The following is a 15333-nucleotide window of genomic DNA, read 5'->3' on the forward strand; positions in this document are numbered from 1 at the left end:
CGGCCGCCGCTTCGCTGTTGTGCTTCATGCGTCGCGTGCCGATGGCGCTGGTTGCATGCGCAGTGGCGCTGCTCACGGCCTGCGCGAGCGCGCCGGGGGACCGTCGGCCGCTGGTTTCGGTGTCGTTGCCTTCCTCCGCATCGGTGAACGAAGCCGCGCGACTGCGCTGGCTCGACCGCGTGGGCTGGGGTGCCAATGCGAGCAGCGAAGCGCAACTGGCGCAGCGAGGCCTGTCGCTGTGGATGCGCGACCAGCTCAATCCGCGGCCCGCGCCGCTGCCGCCGGCCGCGCAGGCGCAGGTCGATGCCATGGCCATTTCGCGCACACCGCTCGACCAGCTCGTCACCGAACTCGACGCGCAGCGCAAGGCGGCCGATGCGTTGCCCGGCGACGACGAGAAGAAGGCCGCGCGCCAGGCCTACCAGCAGCGGCTCAGCGGGCTGGTACGCGAGGCGCAACAGCGCTTCGTGCTGCGCGCGCTCTATTCGCCCAACCAGTTGCAGGAGCAGATGACATGGTTCTGGATGAACCACTTCAACGTCAACCTGCGCAAGGACAACATCCGCGCGATGGTGGGCGACTACGAAGAGAACGCGATCCGACCGCACGCGCTCGGCAGGTTTCGCGACCTGCTCGGTGCCACGCTGCACCACCCCGCGATGCTGCGCTACCTCGACAACGCGCAGAACGCCGCCAACCGCATCAACGAGAACTATGCGCGCGAGCTGATGGAGCTTCACACGCTCGGCGTGGACGGCGGCTATTCGCAAGCCGACGTGCAGGAGCTGGCGCGCGTGCTCACCGGCGTGGGCGTGAGCTACCAGCCGCTCGACGCGCCGCCGCCGAACGTGCGGCCGGCCCTGCGCGCCGACTACGTGCGCAAAGGCCTGTTCGAGTTCAACCCCAACCGGCACGACTACGGGTCGAAGACGCTGCTGGGCCAGCCCATCCAGAGCCGTGGACTGGCCGAGGCCGACGAGGCGCTCGACCGCCTGGCGCGCGCGCCGGCCACCGCGCGCTTCATCGCGCGCAAGCTCGCCGTGTACTTCGTCTCCGACGATCCGCCGCAGGCGTTGGTCGAACGCATGGCTGTGGCCTTCACGCGCAGCGACGGCGACATCGCCGTCACGCTCAAGGCGATGTTCGAGTCGCCCGAGTTCGCCGCCTCGCTCGGCCGCAAGTTCCGCGACCCGGTGCACTACGTGATCGCTGGCGTGCGGCTCGCGTACGACGACCGCGTGGTGTCCAACGTGAATCCGATGCTCGGCTGGATCAACCGCATGGGCGAACAGCTGTACGGCCACGAGACGCCCAACGGCTATCCGCTCAACGAAGCGGCCTGGGCCAGCGCGGGACAGATGAACACGCGCTTCGAGATCGCGCGCGCCATCGGTGCGAACGGCGCCGTGCTGTTCCGCGCGGACGACAAGGCTCCGCTCGAGAAACCCGCATTCCCGCCACTGGCCGATTCGCGCGCGGTGCGCGCGATGCAGGCGGGCCTGGGCGCGGACACGCGCGAGGCGCTGGCGCAGGCGAAGAACCCGCAGGAGTGGAACACCTTCCTGCTGGCGTCGCCGGAACTGATGCGCCGTTGATCGAGGAAGGACACACTGTCATGCAACGTCGAGAACTGCTCAAGCTCGTGGCCGCCGTTCCGTTCGCGGGCGCCGCTGGCCGGTTGATGGCCGCGCCCGCAGCCGAAGGCGTCAAGCTGCTGGTCGTGTTCCTGCGCGGCGCGTACGACTGCAGCAACCTGCTCGTCCCCACGAGCAGCGACTTCTACTACGCCTCGCGCCCCAACATCGCCATCGCCCGCCCCGGCACGCCCGACGGCGCGCTGCCGCTCGACGGCAACTGGGGCTTGCATCCCGCGCTGGCACAAAGCGTGATGCCGATGTTCCAGCAGAAGCAGGCCTCCTTCATCGCCTTTGCCGGCACCGATGACCTCACCCGCAGCCACTTCCAAACACAGGACTCCATCGAACTCGGCCAGGCGCTCGACAAGCGCCGCGACTACCGCTCGGGTTTTCTCAATCGCCTGGCCGGCGTGCTCGGCGCGGGGCCCGTCACCGACGTGTCCCCCATCGCCTTCACCGAGCAGCTGCCCCTTTCGCTGCGCGGCAGCGCCAAGGCCGCCAACATGGCGCTCGCGGGCAATGCGCGTGCGGGCATCGATGCGCGGCAGAGCCAGGTCATCGCGGCCATGTACCGCAATACCCCGCTGGCCAAGCCGGTGGCCGAAGGCTTCGAGCTGCGCGACGAGGTGACGCGCGCGGTGCAGGCCGAGATGGACGCCGCCAGCCGAAACGCCATGACCGCCAAAGGCTTCGAGCTGGTGGCGCGCCGCATGGCCCTGCTGATGCGAGACCGCTTCGACCTCGGCTTCGTCGACGTCGGCGGCTGGGACACGCACGTGGGGCAGGGCGGCGCCACCGGCTACCTCGCCAATCGGTTCGAGGAATTGGGCCGCGGCGTGGCCGGCTTCGCACAGGAGATGGGCGACGACGCGTGGCGCCAGACCGTGGTGGTCGTCATCAGCGAGTTCGGCCGCACCTTCCGCGAGAACGGCAACCGTGGCACCGACCACGGGCACGGCACCGTGTACTGGGTGCTCGGCGGCGGACTCTCGGCAGAGGCCGGCGGGCGCGTCGTGGGCGAGCAGCAGGAGGTGACGCAGGCCACGCTGTTCCAGAACCGCGACTACCCGGTGCTCAACGAATACCGCGCGGTGTTCGGCGGGCTGTTCAAGCGGATGTACGGCCTCTCGCCGGCACAGCTCGCGCGGGTGTTCGACGGGGTAGCGCCGAAGGATCTGCAGCTGGTTTAGCTGCCCGGAGCATTCCGGCGCACCGGCCTCCGGGACCGTCGAGAATCGGCGCATGCCTCACGCCGTCTCCCTTCTTCGCGCCGCGCGCCTGGCGCGAAGCGCCAAACCCTTTCTGGCCCGCGGTGGCTTCAAGCGCGAGCGCTGCGCGGGCTGCCGCCTGGTGCCCAGCCACTGCATGTGCACTGTGCGCCCTTCGGTGACAACGCGCGCGGGGGTGTGTCTGCTCATGGCCGACATCGAGCCGCTCAAGCCCACCAACACGGGATGGCTGGTCGCCGACGTGGTGGCCGATACCTTCGCCTTCGGCTGGGCCCGCACCGAAACCGATCCCGCGCTGCTGGCGCTGTTGAACGATCCGCAGTGGCAGCCATACGTGGTGTTCCCGGGGCAATATGCGGCGCCCGAGCGCGTGGTCCTGACCGTTGCCGCGCCTGAACCGGCCGGCAGTGGCACCGCGAAACGCCCACTCTTCATCTTGTTCGACGCGACATGGGCCGAGGCACGCAAGATGTTTCGCAGAAGCCCTTACCTCGACCGGCTGCCGGTGTTGAGTCTGCAGCCGGAGAGGATCACGCAGTACGAGCTGCGCAACTCCGGCCGCGACGACCACTTCTGCACCAGCGAGGTGGCTGCGATGTGCATGAACCTGGCAGGCGAGCATGTCGCGGAACAGACGCTGTATGCCTATCTGGTGGTGTTCACGCACCACTATCTGCGCGCGAAGAACCAGCAGCCCGTGGCGTGGGGTGATGCTGCGCATCAGCGGCTGCGCGAAGTGTCCGCACCGCGGTGCGCCTCGGCCATGACCCCGTCACCGGAGTGACCGCCGGCTTGGCGAGACAATGGCCGGCATCGACACATCCAGAGACCTTTCGCATGACGACGCTTAAGCAAATTCTCGGCACCGAACTCCCCCTCATCCAGGCGCCGATGGCCGGCATTCAGGGCAGCGCGATGGCCATCGCGGTCAGCAATGCGGGCGGGCTTGGTTCGCTGCCCTGCGCCATGCTGAGCCCCGATGCCATGCGCAGCGAATTGGCGGCGATTCGCGCCGGAACCGACAAACCCTACAACGTCAATTTCTTTTGCCACACCCCGCCGGAGCCGAGTGCCGAACGAGAGGCGACGTGGCGTGCCGCGCTGGCACCGTACTACGCCGAATTCGGCATCGATGCGGCCGGCATTCCCACCGGCCCGGGCCGCAATCCCTTCAGCGCCGAGGTGGCCAATTTGCTGGCCGAGTTCAAGCCGCCAGTGGTGAGCTTTCATTTCGGACTGCCGTCCGAACCGCTGCTGGCGCTGGTACACAGCTGGGGTTCGAAGGTGCTCGCGTCGGCCACCACGGTGGATGAAGCGCTGTGGCTCGAAGCGCACGGTGCCGATGCGGTCATTGCCCAAGGCCTGGAAGCGGGCGGCCATCGAGGCCATTTTCTTTCGCACGACCTGACGACGCAGCTCGGCACTTTCGCGCTGTTGCCGCAAGTGGTGCGCGCCGTGAAGGTACCGGTAATCGCAGCGGGCGGCATCGCGGATGCGAGCGGCGTCGCCGGGGCGATGGCGCTGGGGGCCGCGGGCGTGCAGGTTGGCACCGCCTACATGCTGACGCCGGAAGCCACCACGACCGCGATCCACCGTGCGGCGCTCAAGAGCGAAGCTGCGCGCCACACAGCGCTCACCAACCTGTTCACAGGCCGGCCGGCGCGCGGCATCGTGAACCGCGTGATGCGCGAGCTGGGGCCGATCGGTTCTGCGGCGCCTGAATTTCCGCTCGCCACTTCGGCCATCGCGCCGCTGCGCGCCAAGGCCGAGGCACAGGGCAGCGGGGACTTTTCTCCGCTGTGGTCGGGCCAGAACGCGACGGGCTGCCGCGAGGTGTCTTCGGCGGAGGTGACCCTGGCGCTGGCCCAAGGCTTTCACGCATCCCTGTGAATCACCCATGACCCCACTTCATTTGCCCTTCAAGTTCCTGGCGCACGGCGCAAAGGCCGACGTCCGCGAGCCGTGGCTGCTGGTGCTCATGCATGGCGTGGGGAGCAACGAGCAGGACCTGTTCGGTCTCGCTCGGCTCATGCCGCCGCAGTTTCATGTGCTGAGCCTGCGTGCGCCGTATGTGCTTTCGCCCGATGCCTATGCGTGGTTCGAATTCCAGGTGCTGGCCGATGGCGAGCGGCGCATCAACGAGGAGCAGGAGCGCGAAAGCCGCTTCCTGGTCGGCGAAATGATCGCCTCGGCCGCGCAGCAGCTGGGCGTGCCGCCTGAACGCGTGGTGGTTGGCGGTTTCAGCCAGGGCGGCATCATGGCGCTGTCGCTGTTGCTCACCCAGCCCGCCAAGGTGCGCGCCGCAATGGTGTGGCACAGCCGGCTGCTGCCGCAGGTGGTGCCGCACATCGCACCGCCAGAGGCCTTCGAGGGCAAGGCGCTGTGGGTGAGCCACGGCAGCGCGGACAACGTGATTCCACCGAGCGCCGCAGAGGCCACCCGCGAGCTGGCACGCGGCCTGCCGCTGGCGCTCTCGGGCGGAGATTTTCCGGGTGGACACGAGATCCGGCCGGCCGAGCTGCAGGGCTCGCTGGCCTGGCTGCAATCGCTTACAGCCGGCGCACCCTAGGGGCTGAACTTTTCTCGTGGTTGGCGCGTCACAGGGCGTTACGAGGACGCAGCCGTGGTGCGGGCACTGTTGATGCACCATATCTGCTCGCCTCCCACTGCAATCCTCCCAAAAGGAAACTGCCCCCATGTCCGACAGAGACACGCCCGAAATCCGCGAAGTGCCCGAGCTGCGCGACGCACCCACGTACAACAGGCCGCGCCGCGAATCGTCGACGGGAACCCTCGTCGTCATCGTGCTGCTGGCGCTTGCCGCCGCATTCCTCGGCTGGCGCTGGTACCAGCAGCAGCAACGACTGCACGTGGAACCGATACCACCCGTTGCCACCACCGCGCCCAACGACGGGCCTGCGCCCGCACCGGCGCCCCCACCATTGCCCGAATCGCTGGAGCCGCAGAACCCGATCGATGCGATCGCGCTGCCCGCTTCGGGGCTGCCCACGGTCGCGGATTCCGATACGCGCGTGATGAAGGCGCTGGTCGACCTGATGGGCAGCAAGAACGTGGCCGACTTCCTGCAGTTCGAAGGCATCGTGCGCCGCACGGTTGCCACCGTCGACAACATGCCGCGGGAGCAGTCACCCGCGAGCACATGGCCCGTGCAGCCCACCCGGCAGCGCTTCACTACCGCAGGCAAGGGCGAGGCGCAGACCATCGCGCCCGCCAATGCCGCGCGCTACACCCCCATCGTGCAGCTTGCCGAATCGATCAATCCGGCCAAGGCGGCCAAGACCTACGCACAGCTGTATCCGCTGTTTCAAAAATCGTATGAGGAGCTCGGCTTTCCGGGGCGCTATTTCAACGACCGGCTCATCGCCGTGATCGACCATCTGCTGGAGGCGCCCGAACCCACCGGTCCGGTGCAGGTTCGCCTCGTCGAGGTGAAGGGCAAGGTGTCGCCGCAGCGGCCTTGGGTGCGTTACGAATACGCCGATCCGCAGCTTGAAGCGCTCTCGTCCGGCCAGAAGGTCATGGTGCGCATGGGGCTGGAGAACGAGCGCAGGATGAAGGCCAGCTTGCGCGGCTTCCGCGAGCAGATCGCCACCGGCGAGATGCTGAAGAAGAAGCAGCAGCAGCGCTGACCCATCGCCCCCTAGCGCCTTGTAGGCGCGGGCCGATTGCGTGCGGCGCCGATGGCGTGGATGATCTGCCGACCCGATAGAGCGATCCCCCAAAGACATCGAGGACACCCGTATGAACCTGATGAGCGTCGATCTCTACCAGAGTGCCACTGATCCAACGAAATTCCTGGCGCTTCCAACGGGCACCGATCCCACCGAACTCATGGGGCCGATGACCTTCGATCAGGACTACGCGCAGGTCGTCAAATACCGCGAGGGCTTCGAGTTCGACCCGTCGGAAAACTACGCCGGAGCCAACGCCGCCAAGATTGCCGCGGACATCCTGACCACGAAGTGGTCGATGTATCGCCGCGAAACCTGAGCCACAAACGGTGCGTAGCCGGGCGGCCGCGCAGCAGCCGCCGATCGCTGCGGGACTTCAGGCCTCTTCGGTTTCTGTGTAGTCGCCCACGGGCACGCAACTGCAGAACAGGTTGCGGTCGCCATACACGTTGTCGACCCGGCCGATCGGTGGCCAGTACTTGGTTTGCTTGAGCTCGGCCAGCGGGAAGGCACCCAGCTCGCGTGAATAGGCGTGCGCCCATTCCGTTCCGAGCAGGCTGGCCGCCGTGTGCGGCGCATGCTTCAGCGGGTTGTCGTCCTTCGGCCAGACGCCTTCTTCCACGCGGCGGATCTCTCCGCGGATGGCGATCATTGCGTCGATGAAGCGATCGAGCTCGGCCAGCGGCTCGCTCTCGGTCGGCTCGACCATCAGCGTGCCGGGCACGGGGAAGCTCAGCGTCGGCGCGTGAAAGCCGTAGTCGATCAGGCGCTTGGCCACGTCTTCGGCGGTGACGCCGCTCGTGTCCTTGAGCGGGCGCAGGTCGAGAATGCACTCGTGCGCGACATGGCCGTTGGGGCTCGCGTACAGCGTGGGGTAGTGGTCCTTCAGGCGCGCGCTGATGTAGTTGGCGCTCAGAATCGCGATCTCGGTCGCGGCCTGCAGGCCCTTGGCGCCCATCATGCGGCAGTACATCCAGCTGATCGGCAGCACGGCCGCATTGCCCAGCGGCGCGGCCGAGACGGCGCCCACGCCGTTCGATGCAATCCCGCCCGTTGCATGGCCGGGCAGGTAGGGCACGAGGTCTTCCACCACGCACACCGGGCCCACGCCCGGTCCGCCGCCGCCGTGCGGAATGCAGAAGGTTTTGTGCAGGTTCAGGTGGCTCACGTCCCCACCGAACTCGCCCGGCGCGGCCACGCCGACCAGCGCATTCATGTTGGCGCCATCGACGTACACGCGGCCGCCATGCTCATGCACCAGTTCGCAGAGTTCCTTCACGCGGGTTTCGAAAACGCCATGCGTGCTCGGGTAGGTGATCATCACGGCGGCGAGCTTGTCGCTGTGCTTCTCGCAGGCGAACTTCAGGTCGTCCATGTCGACGTTGCCCTGTGCATCGCAGGCCGTCACCACCACCTGCAGGCCCACCATCTGCGCACTGGCCGGGTTGGTGCCGTGCGCCGATGAAGGAATGAGGCAGATGTTGCGATGGCCCTGGCCGTTGGCTTCGTGGAAGGATTTGATGGCCAGCAGGCCCGCGTATTCGCCCTGCGAACCCGCGTTGGGCTGCAGGCTGATGCCCGCGTAGCCCGTGGCTTCGCAGAGCCAGGCGCGCAGCTGCGCATCGAGCTGCGCGTAGCCCACCAGCTGCTCGGCGGGCGCAAACGGGTGGATATTCGCGAACTCTGGCCAGGTGATCGGGATCATCTCGCTGGTCGCGTTGAGTTTCATCGTGCAGCTGCCGAGCGGGATCATGCTGCGGTCGAGCGCCAGGTCCTTGTCCGACAGGCTGCGGATGTAGCGCAGCATGGCCGTCTCGCTCTTGTGCGTGTTGAACACCGGGTGCGTGAGAAAGGCGCTGGTGCGGCGCAGGTCTTCGGGCAGGCGCGGCGCGGTGTTGGCCAGGTCGTCGAAGCGAGGCATTGGCGTGCCGGAGGGTACGAACAGCGCCCACAGCGTCTCGATGTCGGCGCGCGTGGTGGTTTCGTCGAGCGAAATTCCCAGGTGCTGCTGCAGCCGCTGGCGCAGGTTGACGCCCGCGGCCTGCGCTCGCTCGATGATCTTTGGTGTGTCTTCGCCGGTGCGGATGGTCAGCGAATCGAAGGCCGTGCCGTTGACCGGCTCGCGGCCCATTTGTGCCAGGCCCTGCGCCAGGATGGCCGTGAGCGCAGCCACGCGTTGCGCAATGCGCGTGAGGCCGTCGGGGCCGTGGTACACGGCGTACATGCTGGCAACGACGGCCGGCAGCACTTGCGCGGTACAGATGTTGGAGGTGGCCTTCTCGCGGCGGATGTGCTGCTCGCGCGTCTGCAGCGCAAGGCGGTAGGCGGGCTGGCCGTGGGTGTCGACGCTCACGCCGACCAGCCGGCCCGGCAGCGAACGCTTGAACTCATCGCGGCAGGCGAGATACGCGGCGTGCGGTCCGCCGTTGCACAGCGGCATGCCGAAGCGCTGCGTGGTGCCGCAGACGATGTCGGCGTCCCATTCGCCGGGCGGCGCGAGCAGCGTCAGCGCCAGCAGGTCGGCGGCCACGCAGAAGGCGGCGTCGCACTGGTGCGCATGCCCCGCGAGCGGGCGCAGGTCGTGCACGTGGCCGGTGGTGGCGGGGTACTGCGCGAGCACGCCGAAGAATTCGCAGCTTGCCATCAGGTGCGGCAGGGTCTCGGAGACGGTGCTGACCTTGACCTCGATGCCCAGGGGCGCGGCGCGCGTCTTGATGACTTCGATGGTCTGCGGATGGCAGTCGCCTGACACGAGGAATACGTTGCTCTTGCTTTTCACGCTGCGCTTGGCGAGCGTCATGGCCTCGGCCGCGGCCGTGGCTTCGTCGAGCATCGAGGCGTTGGCAATGGCCATGCCCGTGAGGTCGCACACCATGGTCTGGAAATTGAGTAGAGCTTCCATTCGGCCCTGCGAAATCTCGGCCTGGTAGGGCGTGTAGGCGGTGTACCAGGCGGGGTTCTCGAGCACGTTGCGCAAGATGACGCCGGGGGTGTGCGTTCCGTAGTAGCCCTGGCCGATGAAGCTCTTGAAGACCTTGTTCTTGGCCGCGATGGCCTTCAGCTCGGCCAGCGCATCGGCCTCGGTAATGGCTGCCGGCAGCCGCATCGGCTTGGCGCGGCGAATGGCCGCGGGCACGATGCCGTCGATGAGCTCCGCGCGCGTTTCCGAACCGATCACCGGCAGCATGCGCGCCTCGTCCGCCGCATCGATGCCGATGTGGCGGGCAAGGAATTCTTCGGCGTTCTCCAGTTGTTGCAAGGAGGGAAAGGCGGAAATCGGCATGGCGGTGAAGGATCGGGAATGAAGAAAGGCGGCTTGCGAACTCGGCGGATCAGGACTCGGCGGCGAACTTGTCGTAGCTTGCGGCGTCCAGCAATGCATCGAGCTGCGCGGGTTCGCTGAGCTTGACCTTGAAGAACCAGCCGGCGGCCAGCGGGTCGGTGTTGGCGAGCGAGGGATCGGCGCGCAGGGCTTCGTTCACTTCGGTGATCTCGCCCGACACGGGCATGAACACATCGGCCGCGGCCTTGACCGATTCGACGACACCTGCCACTTCACCCTGGGCAAAGGTCTTGCCGACTTCGGGCAGGTCGACAAACACCACGTCGCCCAGTGCGTCCTGTGCGTGCACGGTGATGCCGACAGTGGCTGCGCCGCCTTCGGCCGAGACCCATTCGTGGTCCTTGGTGTACTTGATGCTCATGAAAAAACTCCTCGTGGAAAAAATGATCGGGGATGCCGAGCCTAGCCGCGGTAGTAGCGGGTGGGCACGAAGGGCAGGGTCGAGACTTCCATCGGAACTGGCTTGCCGCGCACGATGGCCTGCACGCGGGTGCCAGGTTCTGAAAATGCGGTGGCCACGTAGCCCATGGCGATAGGGCGGTCGGCCGTGGGGCCGAGCAGGCCGCTCGTGACAAAGCCGATGTCGTGGCCTTCGAACGACTGCAGCACCGTGCCGTCGCGCACCGGAATGCGCTCCAGTGCCACGAGGCCGACGCGCCGACGCTTCAGGGTGTGGTGGTCGGTGCGGCCCGCAGCGCCGGCCGTGGCGGCGACGAGCTGGGCCAGGACCTTGGCCGCGCCCGGAAAGCCGCCTTCGCGCGCGCCACCCGTGCGGCGCACCTTCTGGATGGCCCAGTTGAGCGAGGCCTCGACGGGCGTGGTGGTGGTGTCGATGTCGTTGCCGTAGAGGCAGAGCCCGGCTTCCAGCCGCAGCGAATTGCGCGCACCCAGGCCGACGGGCTTGACCTCGGGCTGGGCCAGCAGCAGGCGGGCGAGCGCGTCGGCATCCTTGCCGGCCACCGAGATCTCGAAGCCGTCTTCGCCGGTGTAGCCGCTGCGGGTGGCAAAGGCGGGGATGCCGCCGATCTGCACCGCGCCGCCGGTCATGAAGACGAAGCGCTCGATGCCGGGCGACAGCCTAGCCAGCACCGTGGCCGCCTGCGGCCCCTGCAGCGCGAGCAGCGCGTGGTCGGGCATGGGCTGCACATCGCAGCGCGCGCCGATCTTCTGCTGGATGTGGGCGAGGTCGGTCACCTTGCAGGCGCCGTTGACGATCACGAAGATCGAGCCGTGCCCTTCGTTGAAGAACATCAGGTCGTCCAGGATGCCGCCGTCGTCGTTCAGCAACAGGCCGTAGCGCTGCTTGCCGGGCGCGAGGTCGGTCACGTCGACGGGCATCAGGGTTTCGAAGGCGGCCGCGGCGTCAGGGCCCACCAGGCGCAGCTGGCCCATGTGCGAAATGTCGAACAGCCCGGCGGCATCGCGCGTGTGCTTGTGCTCGGCCATGAGGCCGGCGGGGTACTGCACCGGCATCGAATAGCCGGCAAATGGCACCATGCGGGCGCCGAGTTCCACGTGCAGGTCGTGCAGGGGCGTCTTGAGCAATTGGGCGTCGGATGAAGTGGAAGCGGCCACGGGGCACTCCAAAGGGGCAGTCGAATTCCATGGCGCAAGCCATGGGCCACCCCTGCTGTCCGCTTTACCTGAGAGATTCGCCCCACGATCGGGGTTTGCTCCTTCGGTGGGCTGCCGCATCGCGTTGATGCGGGCGACAGCCTCTCTCCAGCAAGGAAACGCCGGCATCCGCCAGCGCCTTGTCAGTCCTTTTGCCTGAGCGTTCGGGAAACCCCTGCGCCTTCGGCGGCCTCGCATGGCGAAGCTCTCTCCTGACCATGGGGAGTGTAGTGGATCGCGGCGCCCGGGTCCCCTGCCGACGAGTTTTGCGGGCTCAGTGGACGGTTTCGGAGGCGAGCGGAAGTAACCTCTCGATACGCTCGCGCAGCGATTCGGCTCGTTCCGTACCGGCGCTTTTCTCGACCTCGGTGAGCATCAGTGCGGCGATCGTCAGCATGGCGTCGCGGTCGCGGGCTTCGCGCAGTGCGTCGCGCATCTGCATCGCAAACCTGGGGTCGCGCCGCACGAACATGCGTTCGCAGATGTCGAACAGGAACATCCGGGTGGTGGCCAGCGAGCGCTTGCCGTCGAAATGGTCGGCGGAGGTGGCGGCCTGAGGCGGTTCGGCAACGCGGTCGTTGGGCGCCGCGGTGGCAGAGGGCACCGCCGCTTGTGGATAGTGCAGGTAGCCGCGGCTCATCAATGCGTGCAATGCCTGCTCGGCTTCACCGCGGTTTGCGAACATCGGGCTGAAGTCGGTCAGCGAACGCCGGCCGTCGGCCATCAGCAGCAATGCGCGTTCGCGCTGGCTGAGCGTGCGCTGGCCGCTTTGCAGTTCGTCGCGTGCCTTGTCGGTCTTGGTGGGAAACATGGCGCAACAGCTTTTCGGAAATCGAGGCCTGAAGCATCGTTGCAGCCCGTGACATCTTTGTGAAACCTTTGCACTACAGGTCCGTAAACAAAAAAAAGGGCAGCCCGGTGAAGGCTGCCCGTCTTGTCGATGCCGCGCCGGCTACTTGGCGTAAACCAGGTCGCGCAGCGCCAGCGATATCCACGGCACGTAGGTAATCACCATCAGGCACGCCAGGATCACGAGCACGAACGGCACCAGGTACGTCACGATCCGGTCGAGCGAGATGCGCGCCACCGTACAGGCCGCGAACAGGTTCACGCCAAAGGGCGGGGTGATCATGCCGAGCGCGAGGTTCACCACCATGATGAGCCCGAAGTGCACCGGGTCGATCCCGAAGTGCACGGCAACCGGCGCGAGGATGGGCGCGAGCACGATGATGGCCGCGCTGGTCTCGATGAACATGCCGATGATGAACAGCGCCGCGTTCACGCCCAAAAGGAACATCGCGGGCGATTTCAGCACTTCTTGCAGCCAGTGGCCGATGGCGTCGGGCACGCCCGCGCGCGTGATCAGGAACGCGAAGAGCCCCGCGTTGGCGATGATGAACATGATCACCGCCGACGACAGCACCGACTTGCGCAGGATGAGGTACAGGTCTTTCGGCTTGATCTCGCGGTAGATCACCACGCCCACCACCAGCGCATAGAACACCGCCACCGCCGAGGCTTCGGTGGGCGTGAAGATGCCGCCGTAGATGCCGCCCAGAATGATCACGGGCATCAGCAGCGCCCAGCCGGCCTGCCACGTTGCCTTGCCAAAAGGCATGCGGCCGTCGCCGTCGTTCTTGCCCCAGCCGCGCCACTTGCAGTAGATCCAGACGAACAGCATCAGCGCCAGGCTGATGAGAATGCCGGGACCGAAGCCCGCAATGAAGAGCTCGCCGATCGACACTTCGGCGCTCACGCCGTAGAGAATCATCGGGATCGAGGGCGGAATGATCACGCCCAGCTCAGCGCTCGTGGCCTGCAGCGCCGCCGCGTAGGCGGTGGGATAGCCGTGCTTGATGAGCGCCGGAATCAAAATGGCGCCAATGGCAAAGGTGGTGGCGACCGACGAGCCCGACACCGCCGCGAAGATCATGCAGGTGAGCACGCAGGTCATGGGCAGGCCGCCTTGCACGCCGCCCACGATGCTCTTGGCAAATTCGACCAGCCGGCGCGAGATGCCGCCGGTTTCCATCAGGTTGCCGGCCAGGATGAAGAACGGAATGGCCGCCAGCGGAAACTTGTTGATCGAGTTGAACATCTCCTTCACGGAGATCAGCATGTTGACGTTGGCCACCTGAATGCCCAGGATCGACGCGAGCCCGATGGACACCGCCACCGAAACCGACAGTGCAAAACACAGCACCATCGTTGCAACCATCACGGGCGTCATTGCGCGGTCTCCAGTTCGAGCCGCTTGGGATCGAGAAAATTACCAACGATGCCAAAAAGGCAGAAAAGGGAACCGACCGGCAGCGCCAGGTACGACCACATCATCGACAGGCTTTCGAGCCCGGCCATCGACTGCACGCGGCCGCGCATCGCGTAGTCCCAACCCCACCAGAGAATGACCAGCATCAGTGCCAAGGCGGCGATGCTGACCACGGCGTCGAGCACGCGCTTGACGCGTGGCGGACTCCAGCGGTAGAGCACGTCCACGCTCACCATCGCGCCTTGGCGAAAGGCCATCGGAATGCCGAGGAACACCATCCAGATCAGGCTCATGCGGATCAGGATTTCGCTCCACTCAGCGGGTTGTTCGAGCACGAAACGCGTGACGATCTGGAACACGCCCAACCCGGAGGCGATAACCAGCATCACGCAGGCGGCGATCATCGAGAAGCCGGTGGTCCAGCGCTCGATGCCGAGAAATTTTTCTTTCATCTGCACCTGTCTTCAAAACAAAAAAAGCCCGCCGGACCGATCCGGGCGGGCGGGGGCGTGCCGTCGGGGCGACGGCCGCCGGTTTACTTGTAGTTGCGGATCTTGTCGAGATTGGCTTTGCCGAAGTCCTTTTCGAACTGCGCATTCACCGGCGCCAGGGCCGCAACGAACTTGGTCTTGTCGACGTTGTCGATCACCGTCATGCCCTTGGCGCGCAGGTCGGCCACGCCCTTGGCATCGTCTTCGTCCACGCGCGCACGGTTGGCCTTGGTGCCTTCTTTCGCGGCCTCGAGGAAGGCCTGCTTGTCGGCGGCGCTGAGCTTGTCGAACGAGGCCTTGTTCATCAGGAAGATGCAGGGCGAGTAGACGTGGCCGGTGAGCGACAGGTGCTTTTGCACTTGGTCGAACTTGGCCGCGATGATGACCGACAGCGGGTTCTCCTGGCCGTCGACCGTGCCTTGCTGCAAGGCGGTGAAGACTTCGGGGAAGGCCATCGGCGTGGTGACGATGCCGAAGGTCTTGTAGGCCGCGATGTGCACCGGGTTTTCCATGGTGCGCATCTTCAGGCCCTTGAGGTCTTCGGGTGCCTTCACGTCGCGCTTGCTGTTGGTCATGTGGCGGAAGCCGTTCTCCGCCCAGGCCAGCGCCTTGAAGCCCTTGGCGTCGAACTTGGTCAGCAGGTCCTGGCCGATCGGGCCGTCGAGCACGGCGCGTGCATGGGCCTTGTCGCGGAACAGGAACGGCACGTCGAGGATCTTGGTCTCCGGCACGAAGTTCGGCACCGGGCCGGTCGAGGAGAGCGCCAGTTCCTGGGTGCCGAGCTGTACGGCCTCGATCGACTCGCGTTCGCCGCCCAGCGCGCCGCTGTAGAAGGTCTGGACCTTGTAGCGGCCCCCGGTGCGCTTCTCGACTTCCTTGGCAAAGACGTCGATCGCGACGCCCTGGTGCGAGTTCTGCGCGGTCGAAATGCTGATCTTCATGGTGGTCTGCGCAAAGGCGGTGCAGGCCATGCCCATGCCCAAAACCAGGCCGGCGGCCAGTCGGGTCAATTTCATTCTTCTGTCTCCTGAGATGGAACGGGGGTGTCGCGAGGCGTC

General features: G+C 66.4%; 14 protein-coding genes and 2 riboswitches. Of the genes, 7 read left to right on the plus strand and 7 right to left on the minus strand.

Annotation, left to right across the window (positions count from 1 at the left end; translation table 11 throughout):
- Positions 1 to 26 precede the first annotated feature (26 nt).
- From ASC78_RS20745 to ASC78_RS20775, 7 genes are all read left to right on the plus strand, one after another.
- On the plus strand, positions 27 to 1595 hold the full coding sequence (locus ASC78_RS20745) for a DUF1800 domain-containing protein (RefSeq protein WP_055805740.1): 1569 nt from the start codon (positions 27 to 29) through the stop codon (positions 1593 to 1595).
- Between the two features lie 20 nt (positions 1596 to 1615).
- Entirely contained in the window at positions 1616 to 2827 is a 1212-nt protein-coding gene (locus tag ASC78_RS20750) for a DUF1501 domain-containing protein (protein ID WP_055805743.1), read from the plus strand.
- Between the two features lie 52 nt (positions 2828 to 2879).
- Complete coding sequence (locus tag ASC78_RS20755) at positions 2880 to 3650, plus strand: tRNA-uridine aminocarboxypropyltransferase (protein WP_055805558.1); 771 nt, start codon at positions 2880 to 2882, stop codon at positions 3648 to 3650.
- Positions 3651 to 3703: 53 nt separating this feature from the next.
- Positions 3704 to 4756 carry an NAD(P)H-dependent flavin oxidoreductase gene (locus ASC78_RS20760; RefSeq protein WP_055805561.1) on the plus strand — a complete coding sequence of 351 codons (1053 nt, stop codon included), beginning with the start codon at positions 3704 to 3706 and terminating at the stop codon, positions 4754 to 4756.
- A 7-nt stretch (positions 4757 to 4763) separates the two neighbouring features.
- Entirely contained in the window at positions 4764 to 5435 is a 672-nt protein-coding gene (locus tag ASC78_RS20765; protein WP_055805564.1) for an alpha/beta hydrolase, read from the plus strand.
- 127 nt (positions 5436 to 5562) lie between these two features.
- Entirely contained in the window at positions 5563 to 6516 is a 954-nt protein-coding gene (locus ASC78_RS20770; protein ID WP_082517611.1) for a DUF3014 domain-containing protein, read from the plus strand.
- Positions 6517 to 6628: 112 nt separating this feature from the next.
- A complete protein-coding gene (locus tag ASC78_RS20775; RefSeq protein WP_055805567.1) occupies positions 6629 to 6877 on the plus strand; it encodes a hypothetical protein in 249 nt (82 codons plus the stop codon).
- 57 nt (positions 6878 to 6934) lie between these two features.
- On the opposite strand, the gene gcvP is transcribed toward ASC78_RS20775, so the two are convergent.
- The 7 genes from gcvP to ASC78_RS20810 form a co-directional block, all read right to left on the minus strand.
- Positions 6935 to 9841 carry an aminomethyl-transferring glycine dehydrogenase gene (gene gcvP / locus ASC78_RS20780; protein WP_055805570.1) on the minus strand — a complete coding sequence of 969 codons (2907 nt, stop codon included), beginning with the start codon at positions 9839 to 9841 and terminating at the stop codon, positions 6935 to 6937.
- 49 nt (positions 9842 to 9890) lie between these two features.
- Complete coding sequence (gene gcvH, locus ASC78_RS20785; RefSeq protein WP_055805573.1) at positions 9891 to 10262, minus strand: glycine cleavage system protein GcvH; 372 nt, start codon at positions 10260 to 10262, stop codon at positions 9891 to 9893.
- 41 nt (positions 10263 to 10303) lie between these two features.
- The gene (gene gcvT, locus ASC78_RS20790; protein ID WP_055805577.1) at positions 10304 to 11476 is read right to left on the minus strand and encodes a glycine cleavage system aminomethyltransferase GcvT; all 1173 of its coding nucleotides are present in this window, start codon (positions 11474 to 11476) and stop codon (positions 10304 to 10306) included.
- 45 nt (positions 11477 to 11521) lie between these two features.
- Positions 11522 to 11637, minus strand: a riboswitch (glycine riboswitch).
- A gap of 12 nt (positions 11638 to 11649) precedes the next feature.
- Positions 11650 to 11740, minus strand: a riboswitch (glycine riboswitch).
- Positions 11741 to 11789: 49 nt separating this feature from the next.
- Positions 11790 to 12326, minus strand: coding sequence for a hypothetical protein (locus ASC78_RS20795; protein WP_055805579.1), 537 nt, complete (start codon positions 12324 to 12326; stop codon positions 11790 to 11792).
- Positions 12327 to 12467: 141 nt separating this feature from the next.
- Positions 12468 to 13745: a TRAP transporter large permease gene (locus ASC78_RS20800; protein ID WP_055805581.1), complete on the minus strand. Its 1278-nt coding sequence runs from the start codon at positions 13743 to 13745 to the stop codon at positions 12468 to 12470.
- A complete protein-coding gene (locus ASC78_RS20805) occupies positions 13742 to 14236 on the minus strand; it encodes a TRAP transporter small permease (protein ID WP_055805585.1) in 495 nt (164 codons plus the stop codon). The genes ASC78_RS20800 and ASC78_RS20805 overlap by 4 nt, the downstream gene beginning before the upstream one ends.
- An 83-nt stretch (positions 14237 to 14319) precedes the next feature.
- The gene (locus ASC78_RS20810; protein ID WP_055805588.1) at positions 14320 to 15291 is read right to left on the minus strand and encodes a TRAP transporter substrate-binding protein; all 972 of its coding nucleotides are present in this window, start codon (positions 15289 to 15291) and stop codon (positions 14320 to 14322) included.
- Between the last annotated feature and the right edge of the window lie 42 nt (positions 15292 to 15333).

The organism is Variovorax sp. Root318D1 (genome assembly GCF_001424835.1).
In the GTDB taxonomy this organism is placed as follows: domain Bacteria; phylum Pseudomonadota; class Gammaproteobacteria; order Burkholderiales; family Burkholderiaceae_C; genus Variovorax.

Coding starts and splice junctions, on each gene's coding strand:
- ASC78_RS20745 (WP_055805740.1), top strand. CDS start 27: ATGCGTCGCGTGCCGATGGCGCTGGTTGCATGCGCAGTGGCGCTGCTC.
- ASC78_RS20750 (WP_055805743.1), top strand. CDS start 1,616: ATGCAACGTCGAGAACTGCTCAAGCTCGTGGCCGCCGTTCCGTTCGCG.
- ASC78_RS20755 (WP_055805558.1), top strand. CDS start 2,880: ATGCCTCACGCCGTCTCCCTTCTTCGCGCCGCGCGCCTGGCGCGAAGC.
- ASC78_RS20760 (WP_055805561.1), top strand. CDS start 3,704: ATGACGACGCTTAAGCAAATTCTCGGCACCGAACTCCCCCTCATCCAG.
- ASC78_RS20765 (WP_055805564.1), top strand. CDS start 4,764: ATGACCCCACTTCATTTGCCCTTCAAGTTCCTGGCGCACGGCGCAAAG.
- ASC78_RS20770 (WP_082517611.1), top strand. CDS start 5,563: ATGTCCGACAGAGACACGCCCGAAATCCGCGAAGTGCCCGAGCTGCGC.
- ASC78_RS20775 (WP_055805567.1), top strand. CDS start 6,629: ATGAACCTGATGAGCGTCGATCTCTACCAGAGTGCCACTGATCCAACG.
- gcvP (WP_055805570.1), bottom strand. CDS start 9,841: ATGCCGATTTCCGCCTTTCCCTCCTTGCAACAACTGGAGAACGCCGAA.
- gcvH (WP_055805573.1), bottom strand. CDS start 10,262: ATGAGCATCAAGTACACCAAGGACCACGAATGGGTCTCGGCCGAAGGC.
- ASC78_RS20795 (WP_055805579.1), bottom strand. CDS start 12,326: ATGTTTCCCACCAAGACCGACAAGGCACGCGACGAACTGCAAAGCGGC.
- ASC78_RS20800 (WP_055805581.1), bottom strand. CDS start 13,745: ATGACGCCCGTGATGGTTGCAACGATGGTGCTGTGTTTTGCACTGTCG.
- ASC78_RS20805 (WP_055805585.1), bottom strand. CDS start 14,236: ATGAAAGAAAAATTTCTCGGCATCGAGCGCTGGACCACCGGCTTCTCG.
- ASC78_RS20810 (WP_055805588.1), bottom strand. CDS start 15,291: ATGAAATTGACCCGACTGGCCGCCGGCCTGGTTTTGGGCATGGGCATG.